This window comes from Moorena sp. (assembly GCF_982860115.1).
Window position 1 is genome coordinate 47,448 of sequence record NZ_CEYLVT010000014.1, and the last position, 18,770, is coordinate 66,217.

Annotated in this window: 12 protein-coding genes and 1 pseudogene; 6 read left to right on the forward strand and 7 right to left on the reverse strand. The window is 42.9% G+C overall.

Translation table 11 applies throughout. The annotated features are described in order from the left end of the window. Positions 1 to 25 precede the first annotated feature (25 nt). The 3 genes from cbiT to AC4II3_RS04525 form a co-directional block, all read right to left on the reverse strand. Positions 26 to 628, reverse strand: coding sequence for a precorrin-6Y C5,15-methyltransferase subunit CbiT (gene cbiT / locus AC4II3_RS04515; protein WP_488008990.1), 603 nt, complete (start codon positions 626 to 628; stop codon positions 26 to 28). Positions 629 to 1,088: 460 nt separating this feature from the next. Beyond that, a complete protein-coding gene (locus tag AC4II3_RS04520) occupies positions 1,089 to 2,561 on the reverse strand; it encodes an aminotransferase class I/II-fold pyridoxal phosphate-dependent enzyme (RefSeq protein ID WP_488008989.1) in 1,473 nt (490 codons plus the stop codon). 124 nt (positions 2,562 to 2,685) lie between these two features. Next, positions 2,686 to 2,850: a plasmid mobilization protein gene (locus AC4II3_RS04525; protein WP_488029195.1), complete on the reverse strand. Its 165-nt coding sequence runs from the start codon at positions 2,848 to 2,850 to the stop codon at positions 2,686 to 2,688. Positions 2,851 to 2,902: 52 nt separating this feature from the next. Between AC4II3_RS04525 and AC4II3_RS04530 the strand changes: the two genes are divergently transcribed. After that, positions 2,903 to 4,108 (forward strand): RNA-guided endonuclease InsQ/TnpB family protein, encoded by a 1,206-nt coding sequence (locus AC4II3_RS04530; protein ID WP_488008987.1) that lies wholly within the window; start codon positions 2,903 to 2,905, stop codon positions 4,106 to 4,108. Positions 4,109 to 4,461: 353 nt separating this feature from the next. On the opposite strand, the pseudogene AC4II3_RS04535 reads toward AC4II3_RS04530, so the two are convergent. The 3 genes and pseudogenes from AC4II3_RS04535 to AC4II3_RS04545 all read right to left on the reverse strand — a co-directional run. After that, positions 4,462 to 4,545: pseudogene (locus AC4II3_RS04535) on the reverse strand (DNA-binding protein); the annotation flags it as partial. Next, the gene (locus AC4II3_RS04540; RefSeq protein WP_488029196.1) at positions 4,526 to 5,590 is read right to left on the reverse strand and encodes a WD40 repeat domain-containing protein; all 1,065 of its coding nucleotides are present in this window, start codon (positions 5,588 to 5,590) and stop codon (positions 4,526 to 4,528) included. The gene AC4II3_RS04540 and the pseudogene AC4II3_RS04535, both read right to left, overlap by 20 nt. 22 nt (positions 5,591 to 5,612) lie before the next feature. Beyond that, complete coding sequence (locus tag AC4II3_RS04545) at positions 5,613 to 7,211, reverse strand: gamma-glutamyltransferase family protein (protein ID WP_488008983.1); 1,599 nt, start codon at positions 7,209 to 7,211, stop codon at positions 5,613 to 5,615. Between the two features lie 171 nt (positions 7,212 to 7,382). Here AC4II3_RS04545 and AC4II3_RS04550 point away from each other — a divergent pair, with 171 nt between their 5' ends. The 5 genes from AC4II3_RS04550 (at position 7,383) to AC4II3_RS04570 (ending at position 15,788) form a co-directional block, all read left to right on the forward strand. Continuing rightward, positions 7,383 to 9,263 (forward strand): hypothetical protein, encoded by a 1,881-nt coding sequence (locus AC4II3_RS04550; RefSeq protein WP_488008981.1) that lies wholly within the window; start codon positions 7,383 to 7,385, stop codon positions 9,261 to 9,263. A gap of 69 nt (positions 9,264 to 9,332) precedes the next feature. Continuing rightward, the gene (locus tag AC4II3_RS04555) at positions 9,333 to 10,862 is read left to right on the forward strand and encodes a DUF1822 family protein (protein WP_488008979.1); all 1,530 of its coding nucleotides are present in this window, start codon (positions 9,333 to 9,335) and stop codon (positions 10,860 to 10,862) included. Between the two features lie 282 nt (positions 10,863 to 11,144). Further along, positions 11,145 to 13,532: a CHASE2 domain-containing protein gene (locus tag AC4II3_RS04560; RefSeq protein ID WP_488008977.1), complete on the forward strand. Its 2,388-nt coding sequence runs from the start codon at positions 11,145 to 11,147 to the stop codon at positions 13,530 to 13,532. An 820-nt stretch (positions 13,533 to 14,352) separates the two neighbouring features. After that, positions 14,353 to 15,282 carry a DUF928 domain-containing protein gene (locus tag AC4II3_RS04565; protein WP_488008975.1) on the forward strand — a complete coding sequence of 310 codons (930 nt, stop codon included), beginning with the start codon at positions 14,353 to 14,355 and terminating at the stop codon, positions 15,280 to 15,282. A 311-nt stretch (positions 15,283 to 15,593) separates the two neighbouring features. Further along, entirely contained in the window at positions 15,594 to 15,788 is a 195-nt protein-coding gene (locus AC4II3_RS04570) for a hypothetical protein (protein ID WP_488016471.1), read from the forward strand. On the opposite strand, the gene AC4II3_RS04575 is transcribed toward AC4II3_RS04570, so the two are convergent. Next, positions 15,768 to 18,722, reverse strand: a complete 2,955-nt coding sequence (locus AC4II3_RS04575; RefSeq protein WP_488016469.1) for a CHAT domain-containing protein — start codon at positions 18,720 to 18,722, stop codon at positions 15,768 to 15,770. The genes AC4II3_RS04570 and AC4II3_RS04575 overlap by 21 nt on opposite strands. Positions 18,723 to 18,770: the final 48 nt, after the last annotated feature.

Genomic DNA, 18,770 nt, shown 5'->3' on the forward strand with positions numbered 1-18,770 from the left:
TTTGTTCCCTAAATGGGTCTATTGCTTACTCTAACTTCTCTCCACTAAGAATAAAAATGGGGTTAACTGCTGCAAATGTTTGATAATTCCCCCGTGTCTCTAGGCGATTGACGGCTGACTGAACGACTTCGATATTGCGAGCGTGTAACTCCGCTAAACCTTCTGAGATGGCATAGAGTCCTTCTAGATTGTTGGTGGTTGCGACTATCCTCCCTGGAGATTGTAGATAGGGCCAGACTTCTTTGAGTAGAGTTTTGATTGGTCGTCCTCCTTCAAGGCAAACTCGGTGGGGTTTCAATGGTAGATCTTTGAGACATTCTGGGGCGTTACCTTCGATGACTTCTACGTTGGTGACATTAAAGCGATCGCAATTGTGTCGAATCAGGTTGGCTACTTCTTCATCCCGTTCTACGGCAATAATCTCACTTTTGGGACACAGTAGTCCAATTTCTACAGGAATGGTACCGGTTCCAGCACCGATGTCCCACAACCGGTCTTGGCTTCCTAGTCGTAGGGCAGAAATGATCAGCAGTCTGACTTCTCGCTTACTTAAGGGAATACCGGGTAGGCGTTCAAAGAGGTGATCTGGGATTCCAGGAGTAATGTATGGCCAAATTGGGGATGACATTTGTGGTATTTAGGTTTCGGGGTATTTTTTTTCCTTTAGTTATTTTGATTTATTAAACTAACCACTTCAGGTATAGAACACATAAAGAGTATTATAAATACAGCGATTCGTTATTCGTTATTCGTTACCTGTTAGGCTGTTTTTTTAATTTTAATAGACACAGTAATCGTCTCAAACGATTACTGTGTCTATTTTTGAGAGTTTTATAATTTATTTTATTATCCTAAATAGGAGATCAATATTATTACAAATTAGCATCACTTTGTCTGGAATAACCATAAATATTTACAAAGATTATAGCGTTGATAATACTTATGAGGTACATTCAATTTTATTCCCTCTTTATTAAGGGGTGAAACCCCCAATGCCTCTCTCAATGCCTACTCCCTACTCCCTACTCCCTACTCCCTACTCCCATTAAGCCAGCACGAGGTACCTCACCTAATTTAAAACTACTATACTACTCAATAATCACGTTTAGGGTTTGGAGGCTGGGGTCGCTACAACCGGTGATTTGACCACCTAAGGTTAGGATTTTTTGGAGGTATTCAATAGTAGTTGATTTGATTTGTTCTCCTGGCATTAGGGCTGGTATTCCTGGTGGATAGGGACAGATTAATTCGGCACTAATCCGGTTTATGGTTTCGGTTACCGGTAGGGTTTGGGTGGGAGCAAAGAAAGCTTCACGGGGGGAGAGTAAGGGTTGCAGGTTGCCAGTTGCCGGTTGTAGGTTACAGAAGGCAGGTTGCTCGGTGGAGGAATTGTCGTTATTTTGGGCAAGTTTGGTGAAAGCTTGTACAAGTTGCTGAATATCTGTTTCGGTATTGCCTAGGCTAATGATAAAGGTTAAGTGGTGAAGTGTTGGTAACTCGGCTGTGACACGAAGCTGTTGATGAAGAATTTCATCGGCTTCAAATCCGCTTAATCCTAATTCTGTCACTCTTATGGTTAAGCGAGTTGGGTCTAGGGCTTGGAATCTTAGGGGTTTTATCGGTTCTAAAACTGATAATCCAGGAATTTGGCTGATTTTACTTCTGGCATCCTGGGCTAGCTGCAAGGTACGACTCATTAGTCGTTCTCCATGGAGTGCCATTTGTTGTCGTGCGGCATCTAGGGAAGCAAGTAGTAAGTAACTGGGACTGGTGGATTGAACTAGCTGTAATGCTTTACTCAAGCGCTGAGCATCAATGCGATTGCCCTGAATGTGCAACATCGATGCCTGAGTCATGGCACCGAGTACTTTATGAGTTGATTGTACGGTTAAATCGGCTCCGGCTGATAGGGCATCAAGAGGTAAATCGGGATGGAAGGCAAAGTGAGGTCCATGGGCTTCATCCACCAGTAGGGGAATATTATGTTGGTGAACTATTTTAGCGATCGCTTTTATGTCACCACAGATTCCTTGATAGGTTGGATACACCATCATCACCGCTTTAGTGTCCGGATGTTCAGTCAGGGCTTGGTTAACTGCAGTTGGGGTGATGCTATAAACCAAGTCTGTGGATGGGTCGTATTCGGGGTTAATAAAGATCGGGATAGCACCACACAAGACTAATCCTGCGATCGCGGATTGGTGGATATTGCGCGGTAATAGGATTTTCTCCCCGGTATAGCAGGTGGCTACTATAGCAGCCATTACCCCACAAGTAGAACCGTTGACCAGGAACCAAGTTTTGCTAGCACCAAAGGCTGCTGCTGCTAGGTCTTGGGCTTCTTGAATTACCCCTTCTGGAGCAAAAAGATTATCTAACTCCGGTAATTCTGGCAAATCAGCCCGAAATACTGATTTTCCCAACAAATCCGCTAATGGCTCAGGTATTCCCTTCCCTTGTTTGTGTCCTGGTGCATAAAAGGCAGCGTGGGGCTTGTGGGCTGATGCCCGCAGAGCGTCTAATAAAGGTGTCTTTTCCTGAGAAGGTGATCGATTATTCACAAATTTTTCCCAATGGCTCTAGCTTATCAAAAATTGAGCTTTAGGGCGGCAGCCCCGCGCTGTACCCGTGCTTGGTCAGCGTCGGGAAGGATAGCCCGGTGATGGAGTGAAACGGAGTCACCAATTAGGAATCCTGGGGGATAGGGAAACGAGCTATCAAGCTTCTAATCAACTCAGAGGGGGTCATCCCTCTCTTATCGGCCTCCTGTTTTAATTGTCGTTTTTCAAATTCAGTTACTCTGACTATCAACTTTTTATCTTTCATCTTTTCGGTATTTTGGGTTGTCATATGGATCCCCAAATGTTAGACTAACAATAGGTCGATAAGCAAGAGTACAAAAATGAGATATGCATATCAATACCGATTAAGACTGGCAAAGTCGCAAATTGCAAAAGTAGAGAAATGGCTGGACATGTTGCGTCATCAGTACAACTATTTGTTGGCAGACAGGTTTAATTGGTTTGAGCAGAATCGCTGTCCTATTAATTCTTGTCCCCTTGTTTGTCATTTACCAGATCTAAGAAATAACCCTGACTACTTTTCCCAGAAGAAAACTCTACCTCAGCTAAAGAAAGATAGACCTTGGTATAGTTATATTCACGCTCACGTATTACAGGATTGCGTAAAGAGAGTAGATCTGGCTTTTAAGCGGTTTCTTAAGGGAGATAGTAATGGGAAAAAGAGCGGAAGACCTCGATTTAAAAGTAAAAATAGATACAAGTCGTTTACTTTTCCTTCTCTATCCAAGAATCCTATAAATGGCAACATCTTGACTCTTCCAAAATTTGGCAAAGTCAAGATGATTTATCACCGACCTATCCCAGAAGGATTCAAAATCAAAACAGCTACCATAACCCGAAAGGCTGATGGCTACTATGTTACGTTGTCAATCCAAGATGATAGTGTTCCAGAGGTTATCCCAGTAGATAGCGTTGAAAATCCCATTGGGATAGATATGGGTCTCAAGTCTTTTCTTGTTAAGTCTGATGGTTCAGAGGTACCAATACCCCAATACTATCGAAAGGCTCAAAAACGGCTAAAGAAGATCCAAAAAGTTGTTAGTCGGTCTAAAAAAGGTAGTAACAACAGGAAAAAGGCTGTTAGCAAATTAGGCAAAGCCCATAAAAGAGTTGCTGACACTCGGAAAGACTTTCATTTTAAAACAGCAAAGGGATTACTAAACAATCATGATTTAGTAGCTCATGAAAAGTTGAACATTAAAGGTTTAGCGAAAACTAAATTAGCTAAATCTATATTAGATGCTGGTTGGGGTCAATTTCTGTCTATCTTATCAGTCAAAGCCTTAAATGCTGGACTAATCACGAAGGCAGTGAATCCCAGAAATACCAGCCAAAACTGTTCCAATTGTGGAACGAAAGTCCCTAAAAAATTAAAAGACCGCATCCATTCTTGTCCTCACTGTGGGTTTACAGCGGATCGTGATGTGAATGCGGCAATAAACATATTGAATTTGGCGGTGGGGCGTCCCGTCAGCAGTAAAGCTTGCCGAGTAACCGTTCGCGTAGCGTCGGGCAAAGCCCGATAGGGATACCTGGTGTTGGCAAGAAGCCCGCGTTGTCCCGTTAGGGCAACGTCGGGAGTACGTCACCCAATTTTAAACCTTTGTGAGGGGAGCGGGGATTCAAAACCAGTGTGCTAGGGGAATCGTGAAAAGTGATATCCTTGACCAGATTATCAAGTAATTTTTCAGTTAATGATCTCAACTATTACTTACTCACTATACATTCGGTTTATTGCTAGTAACGAATAATCAAATACTAGTCCACACAGTGCTAGATACGGGCATGGATAAATGGCTGGCTGATTGATAAGCAAGATATCGATAATTTTTAATTTATATTATGTCCGAAAGTTCGGATCACTGATACCTTAGACATTTCAGATCACTTTATAATCCGAGATAGTCTCAATCCATACCCTTGCTCCACAATGTAGGGGATTATCAGGACGATACATTACTCTTTGACTCAAAACTAATTGGATTAAGGACTAACGACCAAATTCTGATCGTACCATCCTCCCCACCACTAACGATAGTGTTTCCATCTGGACTAATAGCAACTGACCAAACCCAGCCATCATGTCCAGATAGAGTGCGCAGCAATTGTCTACTCTCTACATCCCACAGCTTGATAGTTTTATCACTACCAGCACTAGCGATAGTTTTGCTATCTTCACTAATGGCAATGGAGAGAATTGGTGCGGAGTGACTTTCGAGAATAGCTAATTCTTCGCCACTGTTGATATCCCACAACTTGACAGTTTTATCAACACTAGCAACTAGAATGTTGCTATCTTCACTAATGGCAATATCAGAAATTTGACCAGGTTGTTTTGAGATGGTTTGCCGCAATTCTAGGGTGGATAAATCCCAAATCTTGATGGAACGATCTGATCCGCCACTGGCACTAACCAAATGTTTTCCATCGGGACTAATGGCAACAGCCGTAACCCAGTCGGAATGCTCGGTAATGGTGCCTAAACTTTGGCCAGTGAGGACATCCCACACCATCACAGTCTTGTCAGGAGAGCCACTTACTAGGATTTTGCCATCGGGACTAATTGCTATTGATCTGACTATACCCGTATGTCCTTTCAAGGTACGAGGTGGTGCTCCAGTTTCTAGGTTCCAGATATTAATTTGTCTTTCTGTTGCGGCAGCGAGACGTTTACCATCTGCACTGATTACCACAGCACTGGGCGTTCTGGTAAACCCTTTGATCGTCCTCTGTAGCCTACCATCCCTGAGATTCCAGAACTTGATGGTTTTGTCTTTACTGCTGCTAATTAGGGTTTTGCTATCTGGACTAATGGCGAGAGAATTAACATCTGAGCGATGACCTGAAATAAGTTGAGTCAGCTGAGCCTCTTGCCACGACTGGGCTAGCAATGGTTGTTGAGAATGTGAGCGTCCTATGGTTACTGGATAGACTATCCCTGTAGCCATAGTTAAGATAACCGTAGTGCTAGATATAGCCAACAGCGCTATTAATCTTTTCTTAAACATTAGTTGGATTGTCAACACCCCTTCACCCTGCTAACGCTAATCCATCACCACGGGGTTCAGATGCCGCTACCAAAACCCCTGACTGATGCAAGATTACTTGACCTTTACCAAAATTTATGCTATCAGCCATAACCTGAATATCATGACCCATCTCAGCTAGCTCCAGAGCAATATGACGGGGTACAGTCTGTTCCAACAGGACTTGTGACCCATCCACAAATCGCCATCTGGGAGCATCTAGAGCAGCTTGAGGATTCATCCCGTAATCTGCCAGATTAACCACTACCTGTACATGTCCCTGAGGCTGCATGGGGCCTCCCATAACTCCAAAGGGCCCTAGAGGTTGACCATTTTGAGTCAGAAAACCGGGAATAATGGTATGATATGACCGCTTACCTGGTGCGACTTGATTAGGATGACCGGATTCTAGGGTAAACCCTAAGGCTCGGTTTTGCAAGGCAATCCCAGTGCCAGGAATAACAATCCCACTCCCAAAGCCTTGAAAGTTCGATTGGATAAAGGATACCATTAATTCCCCATCTGCTGCTGCTAGATAAACTGTCCCACCTTTGGGTAAACCGGGTTTTGCTAACGCGATCGCTTCTTGCCCAATTAACTTACGGCGTTCTGTTGCATACCCATGGTCTAATAGCTTTTCGATTGGGACTTCCATAAACCGAGGGTCAGTTATATGGCGGTGAACATCAGCAAACGCTAGCTTCATGGCTTCGATTTGTAGATGGTAGCTTTGGGCTGATTCACGGGGATAGTGGCTTAAGTCAAAACCTTCGATTATATTCAATGCCATTAATGCCGCCATCCCTTGGGTGTTGGGGGGAATCTCCCATACGGTCAGGTCACGATAGTTAGTTGAAATCGGATTTACCCACTCAGCTTGGTGGCTAGCTAGGTCAGCTTTGGTCAGCACGCCACCAGTGCTAGCGGCAAAGTTTGCGATCGCATCAGCAATTTCCCCTTGATAAAAGCTTTCAACACCACTGTTTGCGATCGCTTTCAAGGTCTTAGCATGATCCTTACTCCCCCATACCTCTCCAGCTACTGGTGCGCGCTGGTTAGGGAAAAATACCTGTTTAAATGGTTCAAACTCTGGTCTAGTCAGGGAGAGATACAGAGCTTCGGCTTTTTTCCAAGCTCTTGCTGTGACTGGGGAGACCGGAAATCCCGCTTCGGCGTATCGAATGGCTGGGGCAAACAATTGCTCAAAGGGTAGCTTTCCCCACCGTTGCCACAAACTACGCCATGCTGATACCGCTCCTGGCACCGTTACCGATAACCAGCCGATAGCAGGAATGTGACTCATGGCAGCAAAATGCTCAAGGGTCAGGTATTGAGGGCTTTTGCCAGAGCCATTGATCCCATGGAGTCTACCATCCCATACTAAGGCGAAGGCATCAGAACCGATACCATTAGAGGTAGGTTCAACCACTGTCAATGCGATCGCTGTGGCTATAGCAGCATCTACAGCATTGCCTCCAGCCCAAAACATTTCCATACCAGCTAGGGTGGCTAGGGATTGGCTGGTGGCTACGGCAAATCGATTACCCATGATTACCCCTCGTCTTGATGGGTAGGGATAATGGCTTAAGTTACCCTTGAGCATAATCTTCGATTATCAAATGTTATGTAGTTATTTTAGATACAAGCTGCATAACCCCTAAGCTTAGGTACTAAGTAGATAATGAGGTTTCCTTCTACTTAGTTGTTTGAGCGATGAATCGATTTAAGTTAGGAGTTAAGGTAAAGCGCTACTAGAAGCTAGGGTAAAGAATCAATGCCTACTAACAACTCAGGTATTAAACCGTTTTCGACATCTATTTATTTAAAAGACCGTCAAGGTGATAGGGGGCTCGAAGCGGTTTTTCAATCTAATTCTAGATTAGAGGCTTTCATGGCACATCTAGTCCAGTATGAGCCAGACAGGAGCGAAGCCCAGTGGGCTGATTGCTTCTTATATCAGTTGAGACAAGCATCTGATATTTCCCGGATTTTATCCATTACTAATCTTCCGATCGGGGTGATTAGAGCTTATCTGTTATTGTTAACGTTATCTGATCAGCTCTTATTCAATTACCTACAGTTTGTTTGTTGGTCTGCAGCTCAAGCGATCGCCCATCAGTTGAGTAAATCTCATAATATTGCGTTACATTATCCTGTAGAGGAATGTTTCATCATTGCTAGTGAAGCAGCCAGCAAGCCAGCTAAACTCCTCAGAGGATTTAATTTTTATGCTAAGTCTTCTATCAATGGCTATGCTTTCAATGCCCTCAAGCGAATTATTAGAAATCAAGTCGCAAAGGAACTCAGGTTAAAATCTATCAAATTTTCTGATTATGGCTTGTTGCGATATTTGGATAAAACCGAACTTGATCAGGCACTTAAAGACTATGGAATCACTAATCAAGAGTTAAACTATTATCGTCTAGCTTGGCAATCGTTTAAAGACTACTTTAACGAGATGTATCCCCCGAGCAGCAAGGGAAATACTCGCAATAACTCCCCAATTAAATTCTTAAGCCAGCAACAGCTTAACCAAATTGCTACTCGTTACAATCAGCAGTTAAATCGGTTAACTAAAATCGTTAGCTCTGAGTTACAAAGTGCTGATTTTAAGAGGAATAACCCTAAAAGAAGTGATTCAGATTGGTTAAGACAAGTAATACGTTATTCAGCAACCAGCAATCAGCAATCAGCAATCAGCAATCAACACTCAACAATTAACACTCAGGAATCGAGACTCAGCATATGGGCTACGCCCACCCTAGGCGAACAGCACTCAGGAATCGAGACTCAGCATATGGGCTACGCCCACCCTACGGGAACAGCACATGGGCTACGCCCACCCTACGGGAACAGCATATGGGCTACGCCCACCCTACGGGAACAGCACATAGAAGAAATGCTAGCCATTTGCATCCAAGCAGTGCGGATGTCTCAACAGAGGAATTCAGTATCCTTGGATGAGTATGGGGAAATTACTGATATAGCATCTAATCCTTTAGAGGTGGTAATCCAAGAGGAAGAAAAGGATGAGTTGACTCAAGTCAGGACTATTATCTTAAAAGAATTTACCGCTTTAGATCAGCTAGCTCAAACATCCCTAAGACTTTGGCTTGGTCTAGGCATCAATCAAGAAGATTTTATCGAGCTTTTAGGGTTTAAAAAGCAATATCAAGTGGCTCGCCAGTTTCAACGTTATTTTAAACGTATTTTGAAGGCAGTCGTCACCTTTTATTTTCAGGATGCTATGAGCAAAACTCTCACCTCAAAAGACATCAAACAGCACCTTAATAAAACCACGAAAGCTAACTATTTTAATAACTATCTAAAAGCTTATTTAAGTGCTGATAGTCAAGAAATATTTGCTAAAATTATTGATAAAATCTATGATGATAATATTGATAAAGTAATAAAAATAAACATTGGAACTATAGAAAAAAACAACCTAAGTATAAACCATAATTTAAGGGAAGCAATTCAACCAAGATTTGAGGTATTGATTGAGAGAAAATTGTCTATAGAACTGATTAACTTTAGATCAGCTAAACCAGCGATCGCTAAATTTATTGAGCGGTGGATCCAGCAAAATCAGGCACTACTAGAGCAATCTCGATCAGGAAACAGGCAAAACCAATCTAGCCAAAGTGACACCTGAAACGTGAAACGTGAAAACACCAAATATCCCAAATACCAATTAACGATTAACCAAAAAGGAGATGAGTCAATGAAATTACGTTTAGAGGATGTAGCTTTCCTACACCCAGACCAATTGTTGATAGAATTCTCCCCAGAAGAACGAGAACAAGCATGGGACCAAACCCAAGCTCAAGGTTATTCTAATCAAGCTGCTCGTTGGCGAGCGTATCTCAATTGTCTCTGTCTGAATACGTTTTTAAGCTATCTGGATACAGAAGCAAATTTAACAGAAGCAAATTTAACAGAACCAAATTTACTAGAAACAGCACTAGACAAAGCACTAAAGAAACCACTAAACAAAGCATTAGTATGGCCAGAGTTGGGGGATTTACCAAGTTTCTGGGACGTAGTGAATGGTACAGCTGTTGAGCTAAACCAGATGCGACTGGTATTAATTCCTAGTGAAGAAATCAAGTTTACAGCGTTGCGAGTACCGCGAGAGTGGGTTGATATTCCTGAGTGGGCTAGTCATTATTATGTGGCGATGCAACTGAATTTAGAAGAATGCTGGTTACAGGTGTCGGGATACACCACTTATCAACAGTTACGTGATCATGGTAACTATGACATCATCGATGAAACCTACGCTGTGGATGCGGTAGATTTAATTGAAGATTTGAATGTGATGTGGGTAACGGAAGAACTTGCTCCTAGTCCCAAACTGGCAGTAAAGCCAATGGCAACATTATCCTGTGATGAAGCAACAACGTTAATCAAGCAATTGAGCCAGGAAACTCTTTATTCTCCGAGGCTAGATATTCCTTTTGCTCAGTGGCAGGCACTGGTATCAAATTCTAAATGGCGCAAGGAATTATATAAACAACGTTCCCTAGTTTACTCTCGTAAGCCATCTATAACCTTACTCTCATGGCTGGATAATTTCCTGGAGGCTGGTTGGCAAACTGTTGAGGAAATTCGAGCACTTAATGGTGAACCTACTCTAAGCTTAGCTTACCGGTCTCAACCCACTGGTTTGAAAGATAGTTTCAAGGATAATTCTTCAGCATCTTCCCCTTTTTCTGAAAATATCCCTGAAGCTGTGACCGCAATTATTAAACTATTAAAAACCAATAGCAGTAAACAAACTAACTTACCCGCTATAGAATTATTGGGTGAAATTGGTCATAGTAACTTAGAGGCGATCGCATTGCTTGCTGACATGATCAATACTACTCACGATAATGACTTACGTCGCCAAGCCGCTGTCAGTTTGGGAAAACTTGACCCAAATCATCCCCAAGCTGGGATCAGGCGAGTTAAGATAATTGATTTAGAAATGCAACTGAATGGGAGCCAAGTAGCATTTATGGTTACTCTCATACCTGAAGCAGATGGGGGAATTAATGTTCACTTACGGGTGTATCCTACTAAGAGTAAATATCTAAAACCTAATCTCGAATTGCTAGTACTTGATCAGCAGGAAGAAATTTTCTTGTCGGCTCAGTCGAGAAGTGCTGATAATTGGATTCAATTAGAGTTGAATGGTGAAAAGGGGGATAGGTTTATGGTAAAACTAGTACTGGGAGATGCCAGCTTTTCCAAAGAGTTTGTATTGTAATCTATCTTGGGTTGAAACTTTAGGGTTGAAAGTTGTGAGGTTGAAAGTTAAAGTTTGTGAGGTTGAAAGTTAAAGGTTGTGAGGTTGTTCGCGTAGCGTGGCCAATAGGCCAAGGTTTTATGTCAGAAGGCAGAATGTAGAAGGCAGAATGTAGAAGGCAGAATGTAGAATGTAGAATGTAGAAGGCAGAATGTAGAATGTAGAAGGCATAAGGCAGAATTCTTAATTCTTAATTCTTAATTCTCAATTCTCAATTCTCAATTGAATTATAGGGGATTAAAAATGACGAAACTAGTAACATTAAAAATAGTTAATGGTGATTTTAAAAAGGGCTTTAGGGTAATCCTAAAAATTGGGATTGATGCCAATGAAAATAATTTAATGGCTAGAGAAATCGACGGTTGGTTACCACCAGCACCTCAGATTAACCAATTGTGTGACAGTTGGCTCTTAAGCTATCGTGCTCAAGGGAGAATAAAACTGCATCCACCGGATCGGAAACTGACAGCTCCCTCAGAACAGATAACCAACTATTCAATTATAAACTCAGCTCATGATTTAGAAGAAGCGATTAATAATTGGCTAAATTCAACGGATAGAAAGTTTCAACGCTTCCGGGATCAAGTGTTAAAATCTTTATCGACCAATGACCAGATTCGGTTTATTATTCAAACTAATAATATCAAACTTTGGCAACTGCCTTGGCATCTCTGGGATGTTTTGTCCGATTGTGATATTGAGGTTAATTTCAGTAGTTCAGAATTTTCCTTGCCCTCCCAAGAAATCGACCCATCTAGAAATAAAGTCAGACTATTGGCAATTCTGGGAGATGACACGGGGATTAATATCCAGAAGGATTTGGCATTACTCCAGGAGGAATTACCGGATGCAGAAATTGTCCCTTTAATCAGTCCCAAAAAAAAAGAATTAAGCCATGAATTATGGGATGAAAGGTGGGATATATTGTTTTTTGCTGGTCATAGTTTTACCCAGAAAGATAATTTACAAGGACGATTTTTTATCAATGAAGATGAAAGCCTAACCATTGAGGAGTTAAAGTATGGTCTAAGCAATGCGATTGAAAATGGTTTAAAATTGGCTATTTTTAATTCCTGTGATGGGTTAGGATTAGCAGCAGAATTGGTTAGTTTACCAATCTCGACAACCCTGGTCATGCGGGAACGGGTGCCAGATGAGGTAGCTCAGACGTTTTTAAGGTATTTTCTCAACGCATTTGCCACAAAGCAAAAATCCTTATCGGATTCAGTGTGGGAAACCCGGAAAAGATTGCAGGAGGAGGTAGAAGATAACTATCCCTGTGCCAGTTGGTTACCAGTAATATTTCAGAATCCTGCTCTGAAACCGCCAACTTGGGAAGACTTTATCCGAAATCCCGACCCTATTTCTCCAATCTCCGAGAATCCTAAACTCCCAAGGGTTTTACTGGTAAGTTTGATGGTCACTATCGTAGTGATCACAATGCGATCGCTTGGGCTGTTACAAGGATCAGAATTACGTGCTTTTGACCATCTGATGGGTCTGCGACCACCGGAAAAGCCGGATGAGCGGGTTTTAGTCATTGCGGTGGATGAACCAGATATTCAGTATCAGAAAAAGATGGGTTGGTCACCGAAAGGGTCATTATCCTCATTATCCGATAGGGCTCTGGCACAAGTGTTGCGGAAACTCAACCCTTATCAACCGCGAGTGATTGGCTTAGATATTTATCATGACTTTGAGTTTGAACCTAACTTAGCAACTCAATTGAAACAAAATCCCCGTTTCATTGGGGTGTGCCAAATGAAAAGTATTGATCACTCTGCTATCGCTTCACCACCGGGTATGGCATCACAACAGATCGGCTTTAGTGATTTTCCTACTGACCCAGATCATATTATCCGCCGCCAACTTCTAGCGATGCCCTCTTCGGATACTTGTAATACTACTTACTCTCTAAGTTTACAAGTGGCTCTGAATTACCTAGCCGAACAAAAGGAAGTCCCGCCGATGAAGAGAAATTCAGCAGGGGATGTAGAAATCGGTGATGTGGTGTTTCGGAAATTTCCACACAATGCTGGTGGGTATCAGTTAGAGCCAAAACATGCTATGGGATATCAGATACTCCTTAATTATCGTGCCAAGAATCCCAAACAAGTTAATCTCCAAGACTTACTCAAGGGTAAACTCGACTCGCAACTGCCAGATTTAGTCAAGAATAAGATTGTCTTGATTGGGGTGGGTAAAGATTTAAAGGATGTACACCAGACTCCCTATACTAAAGGGCCATGGCCTGACAAAATACCTGGGGTTATGATTCACGCTCAGATGAGTAGTCAGATTATTAGTGCTGTTTTAGATAAACGACCGTTGCTCTGGTGGTTGCCACAGTGGGGGGAAGTGCTTTGGATTGCTAGTTGGTCTGTGGTGGGAGGCCTATTAGTTTGGCGTTTACATTACCCATCCTACTTGGGAATTGCTGTTTTTGTTGGTATCAGCCTCTTATCTGGAGTCTGTTATGGTCTGTTACTCCAGGGAGGATGGATACCCTTTATACCATCAGCGTTGGCGTTAGTGGCAACAAGTGGAGCCATCGTAGTTTCTAGCATGTTTAAATCAAATGTAAATAAGAATGACAGTTTTTTATATTACCAAAAATCCCTAGATACTTGATTAGCTCTTGCCTCTTGCATGCATGCTTGTTGCCTTTACTAATCACGATTGTGTTTACATCTCAAATATAAAAGCTAGATTTATCATCCAATTCTTTTAGATAATTTTGATAAAAAGGTGATTTGTTTAAAGATTGAATGAATTTTAATTCAAGTAGAGAAATGAGTCGGGATTGATATGTAATACTTTTTTTATCAATAAATCAGTCATCAGCGATGCAGAGGTGCGCTTGACCCGTGGCGAATTTAATTTGCCTAGGTCAAGGGCACCATTACGGTCTTGGGGAGCCAGTGCCGCGTTCTCATAGCGTAAGTATTCAGCTATCAGCTATCAGCTATCAGCTATTAGCTATCAGCTATCAGCTATCAGCTATTAGCTATCAGCTATTAGTTAGAAACTTATGGGCTACGGGCACGCTACTTGAGGTGCTTTTAAATAAAATAAGCTGACGGCTGACAGCTGACGGCTGAATGCTTACCTCATAGCTACCAACCTCAAGGCATAAACGAAAAGACACCCAGGTTGAGCTCAGCACTTGAGATAGAGCATTTCCATATAGATTGAGAAATGCTCTATATCCGCTCCCGTAGCCTGGCCGTAGGCCAATCCCTGTCTTGATGCAAAGCGCGAGTGGGGGGAACCACGGCAGTCGCTCATGGGGGAAACCCCCAAGACCGCGCTGCCTCCCCAAGACCGCGCTGCATCGCTAGGGAAACCAAAATTGATAAGAAATGTAAACCTTTGCAGAAAATCCCTGACTAAGGACTGATAAAGATTATGGACTCCTTTAAAAAAATTAACGTTTATTAAACCTCTGAGTATGTATAACAAAAAGCTAGCGTTGTACAAACCTTCTTTGATCTTGACCCTTGCCTGGGTACTACTTAATTTCACCATTTACCCTCTACGAGCGCGTTCGCACTCTGTTGCCCTAAACACCAACTCCCCCGCAAACAGTTTCTCCCAATCCGATACCCAATCAGCTCAACCAGATCTAGACTTTGACGGTGATGGTAGACCTGATCAGATTACAACAGCTGGAGGACGTTTATATTTCCTCCCACCAAATGCTACAGAACAGGAAAGCTTTGATGATGTGGGCAGACCACCGAAACGCACATCAGGAGGCTCACGTGGTCTGTGTTCGGATCAGCTGATTGCTATAGTCCCTGGCAGTAAAGAGATTGTCGAGGCAACGGGAAACTGTAGTAGTGATTCCAAGTCTTTCTTAGCACTGACCTTAGCTGAGTCTCCTAGCTTTTGGTTTTATGTTCCTAAACAGTCTACTCCTGAACTGACGGTGGAGTTTGTACTGCTCGATGATAACCAACACTCTGTACTACAAGAAACGATTCGGTTATCTGGAACTCCTGGTATTGTCCGTGTTCGCCTGAGCAAACCTCTAGAAACTGACCAGGTATATCGATGGCAGTTCTCTGTTGTAGTTAATCGCCGCCGCTCTGGGAATCCCAAGGTGGAAGGATTAGTAAAACGCATCATACCAAACTCTACCCTCAGTAGTAAGCTAAAGGCTGCTAGTTCACCACGGGAGCGTATTGCTATTTATGCGAGTCACGGTATTTGGCATGATGCGATGACAGCCTTAGCTGAACTACGGTACCAGAAACCAGATGATTTGAGGTTAGAACGGGATTGGCAGGATTTCCTAGGTTCAGTCGGTTTGCGTGCGATCGCATTCAAACCCCTAGTTGATTGTTGTATAGGAAAGGGAACAGGGAACAGGGAGTAGGAACCCACCCCTAACCCCCTCACAGGGGTAAGTTTTTTACTTTGACCTCAGGTGTGGGGTGTAGGGGGTGGGGTGTAGGGTGTGGGTGATAAGAAGGCGCTGCATCGCTCTTCAATCATCATTGTCTTGTACCCAAGCGCGAGTGGGGGAAACCCCCGTGAGGCCACTGCATCGCTTTCTTCTCCCCCACACCCCACACCCCACACCCAATACCCCACACCTGAGGTCAAAGTAAAAAACCTACCCTTATGAGCCCCTAACCCCTCCCAGGAGGGGAAGGGAGTAGGGAGTAGGGAGTAGGGAACTTCCGAGTGGTAGTTCTGACGAAAATATCATCAACAGGCAACTTCATCCCGATTCCCGATTCCCGATTCCCGATTCCCGTTCCCCTCCTGGGAGGGGTTAGGGGTGGGTTCCGATTCCCTACTCCCGATTCCCGATTCCCAATTCCCGATTCCCGATTCCCGATTACAGCCAATTGCCGATTACAGCCAATTGCCGACTAAAACATAGGCTCCCCAGAACAATGGAGCTTGATAACCAGGGCTTTTTAGAAGATTAACTTGAGCACGGCGCAAGGCTTCAGCTTTGGTAACCGTTGCGCCAGAATCAGCTAATTCTTTGTAAAAAGATGCCATTAGTTTAGCGGTAGAGTCATCATCAATGAACCATAGGGAAGCCATAGTACTCCTGGCTCCTGACTGAATCGCTACTCCGGCCAAGCCTAAGCTAGCACGACTATCACCATCGGCAGTTTTACAAGCACTAAGCACTAGTAATTCAATTGCTTCTAAACTATTGTCACTTCTGTTCTGGATGACATTGCTTAAATCCTTGAGATTGATTCGTTTATCCCACGCCAGCAGAAAGGTGTCTTCTGGATCTGAACTAAACTCACCGTGAGTGGCTAAATGCACCACAGGAAATGGCACTGAACTGATTAACTCTTGCCATTTCTGACTAGTAAAATCCTGATTGAGCAATTGCTGACTGGGAATTTGGGATTTAATTTCCCGTAATTCTGTTTTAACATTGGGTAGGTTAGCGAAACCTTCATGATCAGGAAAACCCTCGCGCATGTCTGAAAGTCCAAAGGCTAAGGCATTTAACTCTACTTGAGCTAAGGGTTTGGGCTCCAGTAGACTCAAACCAGGAATGAGTGCGATCGCATAACCTTTTTCTACTAGATACTGTTCTCCATCATGAAGGGTAGCCATGGGAACATTGCGAAATCCACCATCAAGAACAAATACTAAGGTTTTAACTTGATTGGCTTCGAGCAACTCTTCTGCCGGTTGAATTAACCAGTCATAAACCTGTTGGGATAAGGCTAGACTTTCTTTAGAAATAAAAGGTTTTTCTAGCTCTATACGCAGACTTTCTAAGGTTTGCTCAAGTTTCCCTTTAGGTAAAGCAGCGGTATAGTGAATAAATTTTCCTGATTTTGGTAATTTCACGATCACCGCTAACCGGTCATCGAGAATAATCGGATAAACTAATGCTGCACTCGGATCGATTTCCTGCTCCCTCAATTCCACAATGTCGGAAAGGTTACACCCCAGAAAATTCTCAATTTGGGCTAGCTGGAGAGAGTCAATGGCTGCGGTAGCTTGCTTGAGCTTGTTCTGTGGGATCCGCTTATCTGCGATCGCGTTATCTGCGATCGGTTGAGCGGTTTGCTCGTCTTTCAAGAGTAAATCGACTAATTCTCGATAGACTTGTTCAACATTTTCCCGAAAGGAAAACTGCACATCTGAACTGAGAGCCAGTAAATCTTGGCGAAGAGAATCTAGGGTTTTGACCGTTGCTTGGTAAGCGATGATTGCTTCTTTAGTTTTTCCCAAAGCTTGATAAATTCGTCCTAACTGCCATTGCCATTGATAGGCAATATCATCGGATTGAATCCCTTGAGCTATGGTCAGGGCTTTTTCGGTAAATTCTTGAGCTTGATACCATTGTTGAGTTTGTTCATATAGCTTACCAAGGGTACCGAGGGCATAGGATTCGGCTCGTTTATCGTCTAAAAGTTGAGCCTCTTGGAGAGCTTTGACTAAACTATGAGCAATTTCGTAAGGCTGAAGGATAAAGGATGACCGCTGAAGATTGTCTTGATGCTTGTTCGATTTTAGATCATAGGTGATCAGACTTTCCACAAAATTGATTTGAGCATAGATTGCTGTTCGACTAGCTGGTAATTTAGTAATCTCGCTGTTGAGTAATTCCTTGACTTGGTCATTAATTTGAGATTTTAATTCTTGGAGCCTTGTGGCTTTGTTTTGATCTTTGTCTTCATCCGTTAAGGTCTCTAACCAATTGTGGAAATCAATGAGTAGACTTAACCGCTGTAGGTTTGGTTCAATGTCTAAGCTGGTTGATACTGATAATTTGCTCGACTCTTGAAGAGATTCTTGATAGTATTTTAGAGCATAATTAAACTGTTCATCAACTTTTTTTTGAACTTTTTCTTGTTGCTCTATCTGGTTATTTCTGGTGTATAATTGTTTATAATGGTTGTACCAAGAACGTTCTGTATCCCCCAAACTCAGTAAGGTCTCTCGTTTTTCCAGAGGAGGTTGAGCTACTTTCAAACTTGCCTTAAGCACTTGCTGAGAGTGCTTCAATTCCCCGAGGAGACGGAGAGTATTCCCAAGGCTACGTAAGCCCAGGATTTTAATCTGGGGATCAGGGGTTTGTTGAAAGGTTTGCAGCACCGTTTCAAACCGTTCTTGATTGGACAAATCACAATTATTGTCCAGCTTTAAGGCTTGTAATAAGGTTTTACAGGTGCGACGGTGAAGTCCTAAGGCTTCCATCGCTTGAGCTTGATTAATTAGGGTACCTGTAATGCCAATGTCATCGTTTAATTGTTGATAAATCTCAGTAGCAAATTGCCAGGCTTCTAGAGCAGTGTCTGGTTGTCCTAAGGCTAATTCTAGGCTACCTAGGGTGTTGAGAGCTTGGGCTTGGATTTGCTGGTAGTCTGGGGTATCCCTGAGATCTGATCCGGTCTCTAACAGGTTCAGGCTAAATGCGATCGCATCTTCGGCATCAAACCACTGTTGCAGTTTCTGGTAAGCCAAGGACAGATAACTCAATGCCATCGCCTGATGTAGTCTATCCCCTTGGGATTCATAGGCTAGTGCTGCTTGTTCCCAAGTGCTTGCTGCTTGATTAAACTGACCTTTGGTGTAGAATGCTCTGCCTTGTTCCACTAATTCTGACGCTGACCAATCTTGAGGAATTGGCTTAACAGTGGTGGGATAGGATAAGACCGGGAGGATGCTAATGGGGAGAACTAAACTTAGGAGAAAAAAAATTAAGGCTTGGGTGCCAATTAGGGTCGCGCGAAGCATGAGGACGCTAAATCTAGGGTTTCTATTCTTAATTATCTCTCCAATAGAGTATGGTGTTTCATCGTAATAGTCAGGTATGTGTGACATACTCCCACACTGAATCGTAGATTACAGTGTGGGCTTCTTACCAACTCC

Bases quoted from the DNA above. Each gene is read 5' to 3' on its own strand.
- AC4II3_RS04555 (WP_488008979.1), top strand. From the start codon at position 9,333: ATGAAATTACGTTTAGAGGATGTAGCTTTCCTACACCCAGACCAATTG.
- AC4II3_RS04530 (WP_488008987.1), top strand. From the start codon at position 2,903: ATGAGATATGCATATCAATACCGATTAAGACTGGCAAAGTCGCAAATT.
- AC4II3_RS04565 (WP_488008975.1), top strand. From the start codon at position 14,353: ATGTATAACAAAAAGCTAGCGTTGTACAAACCTTCTTTGATCTTGACC.
- AC4II3_RS04545 (WP_488008983.1), bottom strand. From the start codon at position 7,211: ATGCTCAAGGGTAACTTAAGCCATTATCCCTACCCATCAAGACGAGGG.
- AC4II3_RS04550 (WP_488008981.1), top strand. From the start codon at position 7,383: ATGCCTACTAACAACTCAGGTATTAAACCGTTTTCGACATCTATTTAT.
- AC4II3_RS04540 (WP_488029196.1), bottom strand. From the start codon at position 5,590: ATGTTTAAGAAAAGATTAATAGCGCTGTTGGCTATATCTAGCACTACG.
- AC4II3_RS04525 (WP_488029195.1), bottom strand. From the start codon at position 2,850: ATGACAACCCAAAATACCGAAAAGATGAAAGATAAAAAGTTGATAGTC.
- cbiT (WP_488008990.1), bottom strand. From the start codon at position 628: ATGTCATCCCCAATTTGGCCATACATTACTCCTGGAATCCCAGATCAC.
- AC4II3_RS04575 (WP_488016469.1), bottom strand. From the start codon at position 18,722: ATGTCACACATACCTGACTATTACGATGAAACACCATACTCTATTGGA.
- AC4II3_RS04560 (WP_488008977.1), top strand. From the start codon at position 11,145: ATGACGAAACTAGTAACATTAAAAATAGTTAATGGTGATTTTAAAAAG.